Here is a 16,679-nt window from a genome sequence, read left to right on the forward strand (position 1 = left end):
CCGGGGCTTTTTTGTGCCTGGGACTGAAGCGGTTCCGGAGCTGGGGCGAGGCGGGGAGCAGAGCCTGTACATCCGAGGCGTAATGGTTGCCTGCAATTGCAAAAGGCGGATTTTGATCCTGCATTTGTTCTTGATGTTGCCTTTGACGTTTGCATCCGCCTCCGCAGCCATGTTGGATGGGGCTGCAGGGGCAGGCGCTGCGGGACCGTCCGCGGCATGAATGCCGCGGCCGAGCTTACAGGGACGTACTTGCAGCGTGTCCCGCAGCGCCTGCCTCTGCAGCCAGCCCCCAGCAGACAGGAACGCGCCGCTCTTCAATCCACCTACCCCGCTAGAATATGTGCATGAAAGCCCTGCACTCCCTGTTCCTCGCCGCCACCCTGGTGCCGGCCCTGCTGTCCGTCTCCGCCCCCGCCCATGCCTGGGGCGCGCAAGGCCACCGCCTGGTTGCCGAAGTCGCCGACGCCCGCCTCAACCCCGCCGCCCGCGCCGAAGTGGACCGCCTGCTGGCCACCGAAGCGGACGCCACCCTGGCCAGCATCGCGCCGTGGGCCGACCAGCTGCGCGCCAAGGACCCCGGCCTGGGCCGTCGTTCGGCCGGCTGGCACTACGTCAACATCGCCGAAGACGACTGCCATTACGAAGCACCGAAGCACTGCAGGAACGGCAACTGCATCGTCGAGGCCCTGAAAGCACAGAGCGCCATCCTGGGCGACCGCAGCCTGACCGATGGCGAGCGCCTGCAGGCACTGAAGTTCGTCGTGCACCTGGTCGGCGACATCCACCAGCCGATGCATGCCGGTTACGCTCATGACAAGGGCGGCAACGATTTCCAGCTGCAGTTCGGCAACCGCGGTACCAACCTGCACTCGCTGTGGGACAGCGGCATGCTCAACACCCGCAAGCTGGACGACGCCGGCTACCTGCCGCTGCTGCAGAGCCAGCGCGCGCCGAAGCTGGCGCGCCAGTCCAACCCGCAGCGCGACCCACAGACCTGGGCCGAGGCCAGCTGCCGCATTTCCATGCAAGCTGGCGTTTATCCGGCCACGCGTAAAATCGGTGACGAATACACCGAGCGCTACCGGCCGCTGGCCGAAGCGCAGCTGCGACTGGCCGGCGAGAACCTGGCGCAGTTGCTGAACCGCGTGCTCGGCACGCGCTGAGGAGAATTCCGATGCCGGTCCAGGTGCAGTCGTTCTTCCACCGTGACAGCAATACCTTCAGCTACCTGGTCAGCGATCCGGCCAGCAGTGAGGCGGCGCTGATCGACCCGGTCCTGGACTACGACCCGGACACCGACGCCAGCAGCGAATCACCGCTGCGCGGGGCATTGCAGGCCATCGAACAGCAGGACCTTCAGCTGCGCTGGCTGCTGGAAACCCATGCCCATGCGGACCATGTGTCGGCCGGGCGCCGGCTCAAGCAGCGCTTCCCGCACGCCACGCTGGCCATCGGTGAAGGCATCCGCGCGGTGCAGGCCACGTTCGCGCCGCGCTATGGCCTGCAGCTTCCGGCCGCCGATGAGATCTTCGATCACCTGTTCAGCGACGGCGAAACCTTTGCCATTGGCGAGCTGCAAGGACAGGTGATCGCCGTGCCCGGCCACACCAGCGACAGCATCGCCTACCTGATCGGCGATGCGCTGTTCACCGGCGATTCGCTGTTCATGCCCGACGGCGGCACCGCACGCTGCGATTTCCCGGGTGGCGATGCCGCGCAGCTGTATCGCTCGATCCAGCGCCTGCTGGCGCTGCCCGATACCACCCGGGTTTTCGTCTGCCACGACTACGGCCCGGGCGGGCGTGATTTCGCCAACGAAACCACCATCGGCGAACAGCGCGCGCACAACATCCACGTGAATGACGGCGTGGCCGAGGCGGAGTTCGTCAGCGTGCGCCAGGCCCGCGATGCTACGCTGGAAGAACCGAAGCTGATGCAGCCGGCGGTGAAGGCCAACATCCAGGGCGGGGCCTGACGTACGCCGGGCAGAGCCCGGCGCCATCGGTTTCCATCACGGACCGCGAGCGTTCATTTTCCCTGCGTGCGCACCACATGCTGGCCCTTCACAATCTCGAAGGTGAAGGCGTACTGCAGGGTGACCGCCACCGGCTCGACCCGTTCGGCGCCCCGGCAGTCACCGCGGTCGGCAGGCACCTTGCCAGCCGCGAAGTGGCAGACCGCTGCGGACGAGTACTTCCACATCGCCACGGCCTCCTGCGCAGCCTGCAGCAGGGGCGCATTCTCGCCCGCAGCACCTGCCGCGCACTCCGGGCGATCGGTCAATGGCAGGCTGCGCTCGACGACGCCGTTGGCATCAACCACCACCTGCAGGCAGATCGTGGTCGGCGCCAGTTCCGCACGCGGGTCACGATCGCCGACCTCCGGGGCCGGTGCCGCGTACAACTGCGGCATCCGGTAGCCCTCGGTCGCACCCAGCGAATATGCCTGCAACTGCCCACTGCCACCGCCCGCCTGCGGCTGCAGTCGCTGGTGGCCGACATTCTCGCTGCGGGTGTGCACGGTGGCCAGCCGTTCCTGGCTCGCACACCCCATCATCAGCGCCGCCACCACGAGCAGCGGCGCGGACTTCACTGGGCGTCCTCGCTGTTGTCCATCGCAAAGGTGATCGGAATCTTCACTGCGCCTGCCACCGGCTTGCCGTTCTTCATCGCCGGCCGATAGGTCCAGCTGCGCGCTGCGGTGATCGACACCGCGTCGAACACGCCCGGATTGGTGGCACTGAGCACCCTGACATCGGTGGGTTGGCCGCTGGCATCCACTTCCACGCGCAGGTTCACCACGCCCACCTGGCGCTCCTCGACCGCGGATTTCGGATAGGAAGGCGGTGGCATCTTGACGACCTGGATCTCCCGATCCATGACCGCCGCTGCCGGGCGGCCAGCCATCGCATCGCCCTGGCTGGCCCACGCCAATGCGCCCATTCCCAGGCACAACCCGACGACCAGCACCTGCCCCGATACCCACGGCAATGCCTTCCGCTTGGACTGCTTCAACATGGCGATACGCTCCTTCAACACGGGTTGGCTGCGCCAATGGCAGACCGCTGGCGCAACCGGGTGGACCAGCTGCGCCTTCAGCAGCGTGCTGGCGTAAAGCCCGCGCAGCGCAGGCTGCGGGGCGATGGTGCGGGCATCGCAGGCCAGTTCCTGGTCGCGCAGGAAGCAGCGTGCAGCCCAGAGCACCAGCGGGTGGAACCAGAACACCGCACGCATAAGCAGCAACGCACCATTGGCCCAGTGATCGCCATTGCGGCGGTGGCTGCGCTCGTGCTGCAGGATCAGGCTCTGTTCCTGCGCGCTGAACTGCTGATCGAAGTCAGGACCGACCACGATGCGCGGCCGCCACAGCCCGACCAGCGCGGGCAGGCCGGGGTCGCCACTGGCCTGCCAGCTGCCATCGGTGCGCGGCGTCAGCGGGCCCATGCGCCGTTCGAAGCGACGCTGCGCGCGCAGGTCGCGCAACAGGCAGGCACCTGCGCCCGTCGCCCACAGCGCCAGCAACAGCCCACCCCATGGCAGCGACGGTCGGCTCAGCGCATCGATGGCACCGGGCATCACTTTCAGCGGCAACGTCGGTACCTGCTGCAACAGCGCAACCTGCGGCAGCGGCAGCATCAGCGCCAACAGCAGCATCGGCAGCAACCACCAGCTGCGATAGGCCAGTCCAACGCCACCCAGCCGCAGCAGCAACGGACGCAGCACAGCCAGCATGATCACGCCTGCCGCCAGCCACAGGCTGGCCTGCCATAGTCCGCCGAGCAGCTCAGTCATGATCCAGCTCCTGGATCAGCTTCTTCAGTTCGGCAATGTCCTGCGCGCTCAACTGGCCACGTTCGCTGAAGTGCGCCACCAGCGGTGCCACGCGGCCTTCGAAGACACGGCCGATGAAGTCCCGGCTCTGCGCCTCCACCCACGCCTGACGCTGCAGCAGCGGCCGGTACAGGTATCGCCGGCCATCGCGCTCAGCGGCGATGGCGCCCTTGGTCAGCAGGCGGTTGAGCAGGGTCTTGATGGTCGGCTCGGCCCAGTCGCGGTGAGCCAGCGCAGCCACCACATCATCGGCGCTGCGCGGTGCCTGCTGCCACAGCACCTCCATCACAACGGCTTCGGCTTCGCTGATCGGGATCATTGTTTACATCCGTAATCGATAATCTGATTACGCGCGTAATCGAACCTCCTGTCAAGCCCCTCGACTCCGGATTCATCGGCTTTGCGCCAGCATCGAGCACTCCCGGCCGAGGCTTCGGATGAAAGCGCTTCCCAAGAAGGAATTCCCGGTCGAGCAGGCCCGACGCTTCCTCGAACCCGGCCCGATCGTGCTGGTCAGCACCGCCTGGCGCGGCCAGCGCAACCTGATGACGATGGGCTGGCACATGGTGATGGGCTTCTCGCCGTCGCTGGTCGCCACCTACCTGTGGAATGAAAACCACAGCCATGCACTGGCCGTCGGCAGTGGCGAGTGCGTGATCAACGTACCCGGCGTGGAACTGCTCGATACCGTGGTGGACATCGGCAACTGCAGCGGCCGCGAGGTCGACAAGTTCGCCCGTTTCGGGCTCGATGCGCTGCCCGCGCGCGAGGTCGGTGCGCCGCTGGTCGGGCAATGCCACTCGAACTTCGAATGCCGGTTGTACGACGACAGCCAGGTGGCGTCGAGCAACCTGTTCATCTGGGAGATCGTGCGCGCCCATGTTGCGTCCCGGCCGAAACTGCCGCGCACGGTGCATTACCGCGGCGACGGGCAGTTCATGGTGTCCGGCGTGGAAGTCTCGCGTCGACGGCGGTTCAAGCCCGACATGCTGTAATGCCCGCACTCCCCCGCACGCAGGACCGCCACGCATGACCGAACACCTCACCGACCTGGACGCCGCCGTCGACTGGTTGTTAGCGCGCGTGGACGGGCCGCTGCGGATCGGGGCACCGCTGGCGCTGGGCAAGCCACATCGGCTGCTCAACGCCCTGTATGCGCGCGTCGAGCACGATCCCTCACGGCCGCTGCAGCTGTACACCGCGCTGTCGTTGAATCCGCCGAACGCGCGTGGCAACGGCCTGGAGGCACGCTTCCTGGCGCCGTTTGCGCAGCGCCACTTCGGCGACGATTTCCCGCGCCTGGCCTATGCCGATGCGATCGCGCGCGACGCGTTGCCAGCGCACGTGCAGGTGGAAGAGTTCTACATGCAGTCCGGCGCCCTGCTCGGTTCGCGGCAGGCGCAATCCAGCTATACCAGCCTGAACTACACCCACGCCGCCGATGCGGTCGCTCAGCGCGCACCGCAGGTGATCGTGCAGAAGGTGGCGATGCGGCCGAATGACCGCCGGCTTTCGCTGTCGTGCAACAACGACATCACCCAGGACACGCTCGATGCGATGACCGCGCGCGGCCTGCCGCGCCCGTTGCTGATCGCCGAGATCGATCCGCAGCTGCCCTACCTGGCCGGCTCGGCGACGGTCGATGTGTCGTTCTTCGATCTGGTGATCACCCCACCGCCACCGTACCCGGCGCTGTTCGGGCTGCCGCGGCAGCCGGTCGGCGATGCCGACTACGCCATCGGCCTGTATGCCAGCACCCTGGTGCGCGACGGCGGCACCCTGCAGATCGGCATCGGCACGCTGGCCGACGCGCTCAGCCATGCGCTGGTGCTGCGCCACACCGACAACGCGCGCTACCGCCGCGTGCTGCATGCACTTGATCCGCAGCTGGCCAGCCACCCGCTGGTGCAGGAGATCGGCGGCGTGGACCCGTTCGAAGTGGGACTGTACGGCTGCAGCGAGATGCTCAACGAGGGCTTCCGCAGGCTGGTGCAGACCGGGGTGATCAAGCGCAAGGTGCACGACGACCTGGCGCTGATGCAACGCATCGAAAATGGCAGCACGCTGTCCATCGACCATGCCACCCTGGCCGCCGAAGGCGAGTACCTGCACGGTGCGTTCTACCTGGGCTCACCGGAGTTCTACGAGTGGCTGCGCACGCTGCCGGAAGACGAATGCCGTGCGATCGGCATGCGCCGCATCAGCGAGATCAACCAGCTGTATGGCGGTAACGAGGCACTGGAGCGCCTGCAGCGCCGCCATGCGCGCTTCTTCAATTCCTGCATGATGGCTACCGCGCTCGGCGCGGCGGTATCGGACGCGCTGGACGATGGACGCGTGGTGTCCGGCGTGGGCGGCCAGTACAACTTCGTGGCGATGGCACATGCCCTGCCGGAAGCGCGCAGCGTGCTGATGTTCCGTGCCGCACGCGATGACAAGGGCCACCGGGAATCGAACGTGCGCTGGAACTACGGCCACACCACCATCCCGCGCCACCTGCGCGACATTTACCTCAACGAATACGGCATCGCCGATCTGCGCGGCCTGACCGACGAAGACTGCGTGCATGCGATGACCGCGATCACCGAAGCGCCCTTCCAGGGCGATCTGCTGCAGCAGGCACACGCCTCGCGCAAGCTGCTGGCGGCGTCCCAGCCCGACCCGCAGCGCCAGCAGCGCAACACGCCGCAGGCACTGGCCGCGGCACTGGCCCCATTCCGTGCCGATGGCAGCCTGCCGGACTACCCGCTGGGCAGCGATTTCAACGAGATCGAGCAGGTGCTGGTCAAAGCGCTGGCGTGGCTGAAGGCCAACACGCAGACCCGCAGCGACAAGCTGCGCACCGTCTGGGCAGCGCTGCGGCAACCGGCCGGCGACGGCGATGCGGTGTACCTGCAGCGCATGGGCCTGCAGGCACCGAAAGATTTCGCCGAACGCCTGGACGCGCGGCTGCTGCGCCTGGCACTGGCACGCACCGCCTGAAAAAAGGGTACGGCGGGAATCAAGTCGTTTGTGCACATACGACTTGATTCCCTCCGTCCCCTTTTTCTTCCGGCAACGAGAAAGGCCGGCTTGCGCCGGCCTTTCCTTTGTTGCGCCGAGAGGCTGCTTACAGCGCCTTGGCAGCTTCCACCACGTGCGCCGTGGTGATGCCGAAGTGCTTGTACAGCTGGTCGGCCGGGGCCGAAGCACCGAAGGTGTCGATACCGATCACGGCACCGTCCAGGCCTACGAACTGGCGCCAGAAACCGGTGACGCCAGCTTCCACGGCCACGCGCTTGCGCACCGCGTTCGGCAGCACCGATTCACGGTAGGCCGCATCCTGGCGCAGGAACACGTCGGTGGACGGCATCGAGACCACGCGGGTCTTGATACCGGCCGCATCCAGCTGGGCCTTGGCTTCGGTAGCCAGCGAGACTTCCGAACCGGTGGCGATCAGGATCACGTCCGGGGTACCGGCAGCATCGGCCAGCACGTAACCGCCGCGCTCGATCTGGGCGATCTGCTCGGCGCTGCGCGGCTGGTGCGGCAGGTTCTGGCGGCTGAACACCAGGCAGCTCGGGCCGTCCTGGCGGGTGATCGCGGCCTTCCAGCTCACGGCCGACTCGACCGCATCGCACGGGCGCCACACATCGTTGTTCGGGATGTAGCGCAGCGAGGCCAGGTGCTCCACCGGCTGATGGGTCGGGCCGTCTTCGCCCAGGCCGATCGAGTCGTGGGTATAGACGTGGATGGCGTGGGCCGGAATCAGCGCGCTCATGCGCACGCCGTTGCGGGCGTAATCACTGAACACCAGGAAGGTGGCGTCGAACGGAATGAAGCCACCGTGCAGGGCCAGGCCGTTGGCGATGGCGGTCATGCCGAACTCGCGCACGCCGTAGTACACGTAGTTGGCGTTGGCGTCGTCGCTGGCGACCGACCTGCTGCCCTTCCACAGGGTCAGGTTGGAGTGCGCCAGGTCGGCCGAGCCGCCGACGATTTCCGGCAGCAGCGGGGCGTAGGCTTCGATGGCCAGCTGCGAGGCCTTGCGCGAGGCGATCGTCGGGCCCTCAGCGGCCACCTGGGCGATGTAGGCATCGGCCTTGGCAACGAAGTCGGCCGGCAGCTCGCCGTGCGAGCGGCGGGTCAGCTCAGCCGCCTCCGCCGGATACTGGCTGGCGTACTTGTCGAACAGCTGTTCCCACTCGGCCTGGCGCAGGGTGCCGGCGCCATTGGCGCGCCAGCCGTCGTAGATCGCCTGCGGGATCTCGAACGGGCCGTACTCCCAGCCCAGCTGCTTGCGGGTGGCTTCCAGCTCGTCCTTGCCCAGCGGGGCACCGTGGCTGGATTCCTTGCCCGCCTTGTTCGGCGAACCAAAACCAATGGTGGTGCGGCAGCAGATCAGGGTCGGCTTGTCGCTCTGCGACAGCGCGGCCTCGATGCCGGCCTTGATGCTGTCCGGGTCGTGGCCGTCAACATCGCGAACCACGTTCCAGCCATAGGCCTCGAAACGCTCCGGGGTGTTGTCGGTGAACCAGCCCTCGACATTGCCGTCGATCGAGATGTGGTTGTTGTCCCAGAAGCAGACCAGCTTGTGCAGGCCCCAGGTGCCGGCCAGCGAGGCCGCTTCGTGCGACACGCCTTCCATCAGGCAGCCATCACCCATGAACACCCAGGTGCGGTGGTCGACCACTTCCAGCTCCGGGCGGTTGAAGCGCTGTGCCAGCAGCTTCTCGGCCAGGGCGAAGCCGACGGCATTGGCGAAACCCTGGCCCAGCGGGCCGGTGGTGGTTTCCACGCCCGGGGTCTCGTGGCGCTCCGGGTGGCCGGCGGTGTGGCTGCCCAGCTGGCGGAACAGCTTGAGCTGCTCGATCGGCAGGTCGTAACCGCTCAGGTGCAGCAGCGCGTACTGCAGCATCGAACCGTGGCCGTTGGACAGCACGAAACGGTCGCGGTTGAACCAGTGCGGGTTGCTCGGGTTATGGCGGAGGTAGTCGTTCCAGAGGACTTCGGCGATGTCGGCCATGCCCATGGGCATGCCGGGGTGGCCGGACTTTGCGGTTTCAACCGCATCGGCGGCGAGGAAGCGGATGGCGTTGGCCAACTGGCGACGGGTAGGCTGCGTCATGGTTCTGTCGGAATCGGGAGGCGGCCGCGGACGTGCGGGCGGCCTATTGTCCCACAGACCCGGGGCCGGGTTCAGGCGTAGGACCAGATCGCTTGCCAGTGAAAGGGATCTGGTCCCGCCAACCCCTTACTTGGGCGCGGCAGCCTCGATCACGCCACACATCGACTTCTTCTGGAAGTCCTCGCCAGTGGCGTAGGTGGCCGGGGTGGTCTTGGTCACGGTGATCTTCGAACCCTTGCCCTCGGCTTCAACCAGCACGTTCCACGGCAGGGTGGTCTGGCCACCATTGAACTGGACGTTCTGTTCCAGGGTCAGCATGCCCAGGTCCTTGTCCACGCTGGCCACCTTCAGGCCCGACTTCACGCCCTCGATCTGGATACGCTTGAGAGCGTCGGCCGGGGTAACGTTGGGCACCACGTCCCAGGTGGTGAAGGTGCGCCCGGCGAAGAAGCTGCCGGTCTTGGTGTAGTTGGTTTCACAGGCCTTCTGGGCACTGGCGTCGAAAGCCAGCAGGCCCAGGGCGGCGACCATCACGTACGAAATCCTCATTTCTGCTCCCTTTCGCACGGCGCCAATCCCGACGCCTTCCATGCGTCGGGATAGTATCCATGGCATTCAGGGCGCGTTCAATCGAGGGGCGTGCCCAGCGCCGGTCCGTCATGCGACTCGCCCTTGGCCACCAGCGTGGTCAGGGCCAGGTCGCCGGTCACGTTCAGGGCGGTACGGCACATGTCCAGGAAGTGGTTCACGCCCAGGATCAGGCCGATGCCCAGCGGATTCACACCGACCATCGCGCAGATCATCGCCACCACCGGCAGCGAGCCCGACGGCACACCAGCAGTGCCGATGCCGCCGAGGATGCAGACCGCCATCACCATGATCTGCTGGCCAATGCTCAGGTCCACGCCAAAGAACTGGGCCAGGAAGATCACCGTCACGCCCTCGAACAGGGCGGTGCCGTTCTGGTTGGCGGTGGCACCCACGGTCAGCACGAAGCGCGACACGCGCTGCGGCAGGCCCATCTGGTCCGCCACGCGCAGTGCGGTCGGCAGGGTCGCGTTGCTGGAGGCGGTGGAGAACGCCATCACCGTCGCTTCCTGGGTATCGCGGAAGAACGACAGCGGCGAGCGGCCAGACAGCCATACGGCAGTACCGTAGGTCACGACCATGTGCAGGCCGAGCGCCAGCACCACCACGCCCACGTACGCGCCCAGGCGGATGATCAGCTCGAAGCCGAACAGCGCGGCCAGATTGAACATGAAGCAGGCCACTGCATAGGGGGCCAAGCGGATGACCAGGTTGATCAGGGTCATCGAGATTTCAAACACGCCTTCGATGGCGCGGCGCAACGGGGCGACCTTCTCATTGTCGGTCAGCACCATGCCGATGCCGAACATCAGCGCGAAGAACATCAGCGACAGGATCGCGCCATTGTCCGACGCGGCCTGCAGCACATTGCTCGGCACGATCGACAGCAGCATGTCCATGCCCTTCGGCGTGCCATGGATGCCAGCGACGATTTCCTTGCTGCGCTCGGCGTTCTCCGACAGCATCATCGCGGCGACCTGCGGATCCACGCCGACGCCCGGCTTGAGCAGGTTGACCAGCACCAGGCCGATGCCCACGGCAATGCCGGACAGCAGCACGGTATAGGCCAGGGTTTTCCAGCCGATGCGGCCCAGGGCGCGGATGTCGCCCATCTCCGACACGCCCATGATCAGCGCCGAGAAGATCAGCGGCACGATCAGCATGAAGATCAGGTTGAGGAACAGGCCCGACGCCGGGGTGGTGACGTAGTCCATGACCCACTTGGCACCGGCCTGCAGGCCATCGACGCTGCCGCCCAGGGCGTGCACGATCAGTCCCAGGATCAGGCCGATCGCAAAGCCGATGCCCATCTTCCAATGCAGGGGCAACTTCTTCTTGTCGGCAGCAGCTGCTGTCATGCGCGGGTTTCCTCGAAAAATGAATGCACTCTAACAAAGCGCGCAAGCGGCGCCGGTTCAGGTTCGCCGCGTTGGATACAGCGGCGCCAGGCCAGTGTCGGCGGCGCCGGTTGCCGCCGACCAGTGCGGTCCGTCACGGAAGACCTCACGCAGGCGCGCGCGCAACGGGGCCAGTTCGCCCTGCCCGCCCCAGCGCGCCTGCTGCAGGTCCAGCAATACCTGGCGCTGGGCCGCGTCATCCAGCCGGGCGATGACCTGCTCGATGCGTTTCACACCGGCCATCGCACACAGCCGTGCCTCCACCTGGTCGAAGCCTTCACCATCCAGCGCACGGCGCAGTTCGGCCAGGCCCGCGCGTCCGCTCACCACGGTCGGCACAGAGGGCGTGCCGGCTGCAGGCGTCGCCACACGCGGGCGTCGGCCTCGCTGCCAGCCCCACAACAGGGTCAGCAGCCACAGCAGCGCCAGGCCAATGGCCGCCGCCATCCACGGCCACGGACGCTCGGACAGGCCGCTGGCGCGTGGATCGGTCGCGGCGATACGCGCATCCTGTCCATCGCTGCCCGGCAGCGCGGCAGCGGTGTCGATCGGTGGCAGCGCTGCCGGCGAGGCAGTGGCAGCGCCGGTACCGGCCGCAACGGCCAGCGTCAGGTCCGGCAGCTTGGCTTCCTGTGCCTTGCCGTTGCGCACATCCCACCAGGGCAGGCGTGGTCCCGGCACCACCAGCGAACCCGGCTTGCGCGGCACGATCGAATAGCGGCGGGTGATCTTCAGGCGCGGCGTGCTGCCGTTGAAGGTCTCTTCGTACTGTGCCGGCTCGGCAAACACCTGCGCTGCGTTGCCGACATCGGGGACCGGCAGGTCGGTGAACTGTGCTCGGGTGGCGCCTTCGGCAACCGCTTCGACCACCACGTTGGCTGCCTCGCCGGTACGGGCACTGGTGGGCGCGCTGGTGTAGCGCAGCTGCAGGCTCTGCAGGGGCAACCACGGCTGCGGCGCCTGTGCCGGCTGTGCCTGCACCTGCAACGTGCGGTCTGCGCCAGTGGCATTCATGCGGCCATCGCCGCCCCCGAAGAAGTCATCGAAGAAACCTCCGGCACTGCGCCCGCTGAAACGCGCGCCGGACAGCCGCAACGCGCCGCTGCGCTCGGGGATCAGCAGGAAACGTCGTTCGACCACGTTGTAGCGGCGCCCGTTGACCTGGCGCACATCTGTGCGGTCGTCGCCAACGCGCTGCAACGACGCGCCCGCCGGGGTATCCAGCACCAGCTCGCCGGAGGCCAGCTGCGAGGCGAAATACAACCGCACCACCACGCCCACGCTCTGCTGCACGTACGGCGTATCGTCATCGACAAGGGTTTCGATGAAGGCCATCGCATTGCTGTCAGGCCTGGCCACGGCGGCCGCATCGACCTGCAGCGTCAGCGGCGCAGTGCGCACACTGCCCACCTGCAGGCCCGGTACCACCAGCGCACCACTGCGCCGCGGCGTCAGCGCCACGCCATACAGGTTGCGCTGCTGCATGCTGCCATTGCTCCATTCCACCTGGCGGCTGCTGGTCTGGCCGCTCAGGTCGAAGTCGGTGCGCAATGGCGTGAAGTCGGGAGCGCCCTGATCGCTCTCGACATTAAGGGTGACCGTATCACCCATCGCGATGCGGTCGCGGTCCAGCCAGGCACGTGGTTGCGCCCAGGCCAGCAGCGGCAGCCACAGCAACAGCGCCGCCAGTACCGGCCGTGACCAGTGCCCGTGCATGTTGATCGCCCGCGTCATCGCCCTTCCCTCTTCCTGCGTTCGTTTTCCAGCTGGAACTTGGCCCGCAGCAGCGCGCCCGGATCATCCGGCACACGCCGCATCCACGCTTCCACCGCCTGTTGCTCCTCGCGCTCGCGCGGCGTGCGGCCCTCCCCCCCCGGTACGGGTTTGCCGTCCTTGCCAGCCTCGCCCTCGCGTGCCTGCTGCATCGCCTGCTGCATGCGCTGGCGCTGCTGCTCATCGGCCTGGGCCTGTGCCTTGGCATCCTCCACCTGTGGTGGCGCCTGCTGGCCATCGCGGCCGCGCTCGCCGGGCTGCGGGCTCGACGGGTTCTTGTCGTCACCCGCCTTGGGCTGCCCCTGCTGGCCCTGGCCGGGATTCTGCTGTCCCTGCTGCGGCTTCTGGCCCTGCGGGTTCTGCTGGCCCGGGGCATCGTTCTGCTGCTTCTGCTGCTTCTGCTGCCCGTTCTGCGGTGGCTTCTGCTGATCCTGGCCTTTGCCACCCGACTGCCTGCGCTTGCGCGCGGCATCGACCACGGCACGGTTGGCGACCGCATCGGCCATGCCGGGATGCAACGCCAGCGCGCGGTCGTAGGCGGCGATCGCTTCGTCGTAGTTGCCTTCGCGTGCCAGCGTGTTGGCCAGGTTGTACCAGCCGGCATCGCTGTCGATACCCTCGAACTGCCTGCGCGCAGTGGCGAAGTCGCCCTTGCGGTAAGCCTGGACCCCCTCGGCCAGGCGCTGATGCTGCGCCTGGTCGTTACGCTTCCACAGCGTGCCCTGCGCGGGTTGCGAGGCCTGCGTCGCAGGTGCCTGCGCCTGCGCGTCATTCATCCATGGCACGAGGCCGACCGCGAGCACCGCGGCCAGCAGCGCACGACGGCGGAAGGCCAGCAATGCCAGCAGCATCACCGGCGGCAGCAGCCAGAAGCCTTCGTCACGCCACTGCTTGCCTTCGCCCGGCCGCTGCGCCGGCGTGCCTTCGCGCGCGTCGAGTACACCGAGCGCACGCAGATCGCTGTCATCGGCGGAGATGCGTGCATAGCGGCCGCCGCCGGCAGTGGCCACCGCGCGCAGGCTGCCTTCATCCAGCGCAGCCTGGCGGATCTGCCCGCTGCCATCGCGGTAGGCCGCACCGGCAGGCGTGCCCAGGCCCAGCACCGACACCTGCAGGCCCAGGCTGCGTGCCTGCGCTGCCGCCAGTGCAGCTTCACCATCCGCCTGATCGCTGACCAGCAGGATCTGCCCCTGCAGCGCACCGATCTGCCGCATCAGCCGTGTTGCCCAGTCGATGCCGCGGTCGGCACGCTGGCCATCGCGTGGCATCACGTCCGGCGACAGCGCATCCAGATACAGCGCAACATTGCGGCCGTCATCAGTCAGCGGCGCCACGGTGTAGGCATCATCGGCATACACCACCAGGCCCACCTGCCCGCCCTGGCGCGCGCGCAGCAGCTCGCCCACTTTCGCGCGCGCCTGCAGCAGGCGCGACGGTGGCAGATCGGTTGCGCTGATCCGGCTGGACAGGTCCAGTACCACCAGCAGCGGTGCGCTGGCCTGGAACATCGGCTGCGCCTGCTGCCGCCAGCTCGGCCCGGCCATCGCCAGCGATGCCAGTGTCCAGCCCAGCAGCAGCGCCCATGGCAGGCGCACACGACGCTTCGCGCCGGCGGCCAGCAGATGTGGCAACAGATGTGCATCCACCGCCTGCCGCCACGCATCACTGCGCCGTTGCCGGTACAGCGCCAACGCGATGATCAGCGGCAGCGCCAGCAGTGCCCACAACCACTCGGGCCGCAGGAAGTGCAGCGCGTTCCAGTCGGGAAGATTCGAAGCAAACGCGATCATCGGCGACGCTCCGGCCACAGCCATGCCAATGCGCCCAGCAGCAATGCCAGGCCCAACGGCCACGCATAGCGTTCCTCGCGAGGGCGCAGGCTCGGGCCCTTTGCGGCCACTGGCTCCAGGCGATCGAGCTCGGCATAGATGCCGGCCAGCTGCGCGGTATCACGCGCGCGGAAGAACTGGCCGCCGGTCATGCTGGCGATCCTCTTCAGAGTGGCCTCATCGACCGGATCCTGGTCGGTGGAAATCGGAATGCCGAACAACCGCATGCTGCCATCGCCGCCAAACGCAACCGTGTGGATGCGCACGCCCTCGGCGCGCGCCACTTCCGCGGCGCGCAGGGGTTCCAGCACACCAGCATTGCTGACACCATCGGTCAACAGGATCAGCACGCGCTGCCCCTCCGGCTGGCTACGCAGGCGCTTGACCGCCAGGCCGATGGCATCCCCGATGGCGGTCTCGCGCCCGGCCAGCCCGACCACGCTGTCGCGCAGCTGGTCGCGCACGCTGGCCAGGTCCGCAGTCAGTGGCGTGAGCGTATAGGCGCGGTCGCCGAAGATCAGCAGGCCAACGCGGTCGCCGGCACGACGATCCAGGAAGTCGGCCAGCACGGCCTTGGCCGCGGTGAGGCGATCGACCGCCTGGCCGCCCAGCACCATGTCGCCCTCGCCCATGCTGCCGGACACATCCATCGCCAGCATCATCTGCCGCCCCTGCTGCGGCGGGGTGATGGCTTCGCCCAGCTGCTGCGGTCGTGCCAGCGCGATGCACAGTGCACACCAGCCCAGCCACAGCAGCAGCGTGCGCAGCCACGACGCGTCAACACGGCCGCCACCAGACAGGGCTTCGAGCTCGGCGGCAGCATAGGGCACACGCAGTGCGGCGCCGGGTTCTGCACGGCGCTTCCACCAGCGCATCAGCAGCGGCATCGGGAGGGCCAGCAGGGCCAGCGGCCACGCCAGCTGCAGGTCCGGCCATGGCCAGTAACTTGCCAGCAGGTTCATCGGCGCCGCTCCAGCAGCATCGCCAGATAGCGTTCGCGGGCCCAGCTGCGCACAGCGGCAACGTCGTTGCTGTCGACGCGCGGGCGATAGGCGCCTTCGGCCAACAGGCTGCGACGTGCAGCGGGCAACGTGCCCTGCGGGTCCAGGCGTTGCCACCAGGCGTCATCGCGCAATGATTCGCTGCCCGGCTTCGCATGGCGTGCGGCACGGCGCAGCAGTCCCGCGATGGCCGCCAGTTCGGCCGTAGCGTCGGGGGCGATTGCCAGTTCCTGATCGAACAGCTGCAACCAGCGCTGGCGGCGGCGGCGACGTCGCCACATCACCACGGCGATCACCAGCAGCACCAGCACGACCACCGCGCCGATCATCAGGTAACCAGGGGCTGGCGGCCACCATGACGGTGCTGGCGGCAGCTGCACATCGCGCAACGGCAGCGCGGCGCTCATGCCGGCACCTCGGTCGGCGACGGCGCCAGCCAGGCGTCGCTGGGCGCATCGGAGGACAGCACCTGCACGTCGACACGGCGTGCGCCGAGCTGGCGCCGAAGTTCCTGCAGCGGCTCGACAAAGTGCGCCTGCCAGTGCGCCTGCACTTCGCTGCGGCGCAGGTCGAGACCGATGCGCTGCTGCGCGGTCTGGAACTGCAACGCCGCCGACGGTGGCCGCAGCTCCAGTGGATCGACCAGCAGCACCAGGCTGAGGTCGTGATGCTGGGCCAGCGCGCTCCAGCGCGCGGGCGGAATGCGGATGGCCTGCTGCGGATCGGCCAGCACCAGCATGCGTGCCCCCGGGCGCAGCACGCGACCGGCATGGTCCAGCGCGCGCTCCAGGCCCAGATCGTCGGCTGGCGGCTGTGCGTACCAGCGGGTCAGCGCGTCGAGCACGCGCAGCACGCCGCGTGGCCCACCTGCCGGAGCGATCGGCGCTTCGCGGTCGCTGCCACGCAATGCGCCCACGCGGTCGCCACGGCGCTGCGCCGACCACGCGGCAACAGCACCGGCGCGTGCGGCCTGCACCGATTTGAAGCGCACGCGGGTGCCGAAGTACAGCGCCGGCGAGGTATCGGCCACGATCAGGCTGACTCGTTCGCGTTCGGCCTGGAACAGTTTGGTATGGGCGCGACCGGTGCGCGCCGTCACACGCCAATCGATGTGGCGCGCGTCGTCGCCGGCCACGTATTCGCGCGACTCGGCG

General features: G+C 67.7%; 15 protein-coding genes. 4 read left to right on the top strand and 11 right to left on the bottom strand.

Annotated features, from left to right (window positions below; all coding sequences use genetic code 11):
• Window positions 1-344: 344 nt before the first annotated feature.
• Both N5E02_RS16450 and N5E02_RS16455 read left to right on the top strand, forming a co-directional pair.
• Window positions 345-1,163: a S1/P1 nuclease gene (locus N5E02_RS16450; RefSeq protein WP_065185306.1), complete on the top strand. Its 819-nt coding sequence runs from the start codon at window positions 345-347 to the stop codon at window positions 1,161-1,163.
• Between the two features lie 11 nt (window positions 1,164-1,174).
• The gene (locus N5E02_RS16455) at window positions 1,175-1,975 is read left to right on the top strand and encodes an MBL fold metallo-hydrolase (protein WP_279946503.1); all 801 of its coding nucleotides are present in this window, start codon (window positions 1,175-1,177) and stop codon (window positions 1,973-1,975) included.
• 53 nt (window positions 1,976-2,028) lie between these two features.
• On the opposite strand, the gene N5E02_RS16460 is transcribed toward N5E02_RS16455, so the two are convergent.
• The 3 genes from N5E02_RS16460 to N5E02_RS16470 are packed head-to-tail and all read right to left on the bottom strand — an operon-like array spanning window position 2,029 to window position 4,149.
• A complete protein-coding gene (locus N5E02_RS16460; RefSeq protein ID WP_072168476.1) occupies window positions 2,029-2,592 on the bottom strand; it encodes a hypothetical protein in 564 nt (187 codons plus the stop codon).
• Entirely contained in the window at window positions 2,589-3,791 is a 1,203-nt protein-coding gene (locus tag N5E02_RS16465; protein WP_279946504.1) for a TonB family protein, read from the bottom strand. The genes N5E02_RS16460 and N5E02_RS16465 overlap by 4 nt, the downstream gene beginning before the upstream one ends.
• Entirely contained in the window at window positions 3,784-4,149 is a 366-nt protein-coding gene (locus N5E02_RS16470) for a BlaI/MecI/CopY family transcriptional regulator (protein WP_065179075.1), read from the bottom strand. Before N5E02_RS16470 ends, N5E02_RS16465 begins: the two co-directional genes overlap by 8 nt.
• Window positions 4,150-4,267: 118 nt before the next feature.
• Between N5E02_RS16470 and N5E02_RS16475 the strand changes: the two genes are divergently transcribed.
• A complete protein-coding gene (locus N5E02_RS16475; protein WP_065179076.1) occupies window positions 4,268-4,825 on the top strand; it encodes a flavin reductase family protein in 558 nt (185 codons plus the stop codon).
• A gap of 34 nt (window positions 4,826-4,859) precedes the next feature.
• Entirely contained in the window at window positions 4,860-6,812 is a 1,953-nt protein-coding gene (locus tag N5E02_RS16480) for an acetyl-CoA hydrolase/transferase C-terminal domain-containing protein (protein WP_139727575.1), read from the top strand.
• Window positions 6,813-6,939: 127 nt separating this feature from the next.
• Here N5E02_RS16480 and tkt read toward each other — a convergent pair whose 3' ends face one another.
• The 8 genes from tkt to N5E02_RS16520 all read right to left on the bottom strand — a co-directional run.
• Window positions 6,940-8,937, bottom strand: coding sequence for a transketolase (gene tkt, locus N5E02_RS16485; protein WP_262090970.1), 1,998 nt, complete (start codon window positions 8,935-8,937; stop codon window positions 6,940-6,942).
• A 126-nt stretch (window positions 8,938-9,063) separates the two neighbouring features.
• Window positions 9,064-9,486: a hypothetical protein gene (locus N5E02_RS16490; RefSeq protein ID WP_227837915.1), complete on the bottom strand. Its 423-nt coding sequence runs from the start codon at window positions 9,484-9,486 to the stop codon at window positions 9,064-9,066.
• Window positions 9,487-9,563: 77 nt separating this feature from the next.
• The gene (locus tag N5E02_RS16495) at window positions 9,564-10,883 is read right to left on the bottom strand and encodes a dicarboxylate/amino acid:cation symporter (RefSeq protein WP_279946506.1); all 1,320 of its coding nucleotides are present in this window, start codon (window positions 10,881-10,883) and stop codon (window positions 9,564-9,566) included.
• A gap of 57 nt (window positions 10,884-10,940) precedes the next feature.
• Window positions 10,941-12,656 (bottom strand): BatD family protein, encoded by a 1,716-nt coding sequence (locus N5E02_RS16500; protein WP_279946507.1) that lies wholly within the window; start codon window positions 12,654-12,656, stop codon window positions 10,941-10,943.
• Window positions 12,653-14,485, bottom strand: a complete 1,833-nt coding sequence (locus N5E02_RS16505) for a VWA domain-containing protein (protein ID WP_164093242.1) — start codon at window positions 14,483-14,485, stop codon at window positions 12,653-12,655. Before N5E02_RS16505 ends, N5E02_RS16500 begins: the two co-directional genes overlap by 4 nt.
• Window positions 14,482-15,486, bottom strand: coding sequence for a VWA domain-containing protein (locus tag N5E02_RS16510; protein ID WP_053498463.1), 1,005 nt, complete (start codon window positions 15,484-15,486; stop codon window positions 14,482-14,484). Before N5E02_RS16510 ends, N5E02_RS16505 begins: the two co-directional genes overlap by 4 nt.
• Window positions 15,483-15,932, bottom strand: coding sequence for a DUF4381 family protein (locus tag N5E02_RS16515; RefSeq protein WP_134972766.1), 450 nt, complete (start codon window positions 15,930-15,932; stop codon window positions 15,483-15,485). Before N5E02_RS16515 ends, N5E02_RS16510 begins: the two co-directional genes overlap by 4 nt.
• Window positions 15,929-16,679: DUF58 domain-containing protein (locus N5E02_RS16520; protein ID WP_279946508.1), on the bottom strand; the 751-nt coding region annotated here is incomplete at its 5' end. The genes N5E02_RS16515 and N5E02_RS16520, both read right to left, overlap by 4 nt.

Origin of the sequence: Stenotrophomonas sp. GD03777 (assembly GCF_029842485.1) — a bacterium.
GTDB classification, from domain to species: Bacteria; Pseudomonadota; Gammaproteobacteria; order Xanthomonadales; family Xanthomonadaceae; genus Stenotrophomonas; species Stenotrophomonas sepilia.